Annotated in this window: 1 protein-coding gene; it reads right to left on the bottom strand. The window is 58.7% G+C overall.

Features of this window, described 5'->3' with window-relative positions:
• Positions 1 to 141: 141 nt before the first annotated feature.
• Positions 142 to 600 carry an IS200/IS605 family transposase gene (tnpA, locus tag AAA021_RS09490; RefSeq protein ID WP_055287554.1) on the bottom strand — a complete coding sequence of 153 codons (459 nt, stop codon included), beginning with the start codon at positions 598 to 600 and terminating at the stop codon, positions 142 to 144.
• Between the last annotated feature and the right edge of the window lie 149 nt (positions 601 to 749).

Raw genomic sequence — 749 nt, 5'->3', positions numbered from 1 at the left:
AATCAGAACCACCCTTAAAAAGGGTGGTTTGCTCTTAGGGTATAACCCACGGGCCCCGGGCTCGCGTCTAAAGGCGCGGGCCCGGACTTCGTCCAGGCCTAGTGCATCTTGACCCGTGGCGCGCCGGTCGAACCGGCGGGATCACCCCCTCTTGAAGGGGTCCTCGTACTCCTTCACGCTCAGCTTGTCCAGCGCGATGTCGTGGGACTCCTGCTCCCTGATGTACTTGGCGATCGTCGCCTCGTTCAGGCCGACGGTGGACACGTAGTAGCCCTCCGCCCAAAACTTCCTGTTGCCGAACTTGTACTTGAGGTTGGCGTGCCTGTCGAATATCATCAGCGAGCTCTTCCCCTTCAGGTAGCCCATGACGCTCGCGACGCTGTACTTCGGCGGGATCGCCAGCAGCACGTGCACGTGGTCGGGCATCAGGTGCCCCTCGATTATCTCGATCCCCTTGTACTCGCACAGCTTCCTGAGGATCTCCCCTATGTCGCTCCTGATTTGGTTGTAGATCACTTTGCGCCTATACTTCGGCGTGAACACGATGTGGTACTTGCACATCCACTTCGTGTGGGAAAGGCTGTAGGCCTTCTGGGCCATGGCGACCACCCCTTCGACTCGAATTCTTGACGGCCTGAACAATCGTCAATATCGGTCGGAGGGGTGGCTTTGTAAAGCCGTTTGTCTCCACCCGCGTAGCGGGTGGTTCAAAGCTGGCCGCTGCGCGGCCAGCAGACTAAAGTCTTGAA

Source organism: Collinsella sp. CLA-JM-H32 (assembly GCF_040098165.1).
Lineage (GTDB): Bacteria > Actinomycetota > Coriobacteriia > Coriobacteriales > Coriobacteriaceae > Collinsella.
Note: the sequence above shows the minus strand (reverse complement) of the source record. Positions and strands in the feature narration are given on the sequence as shown.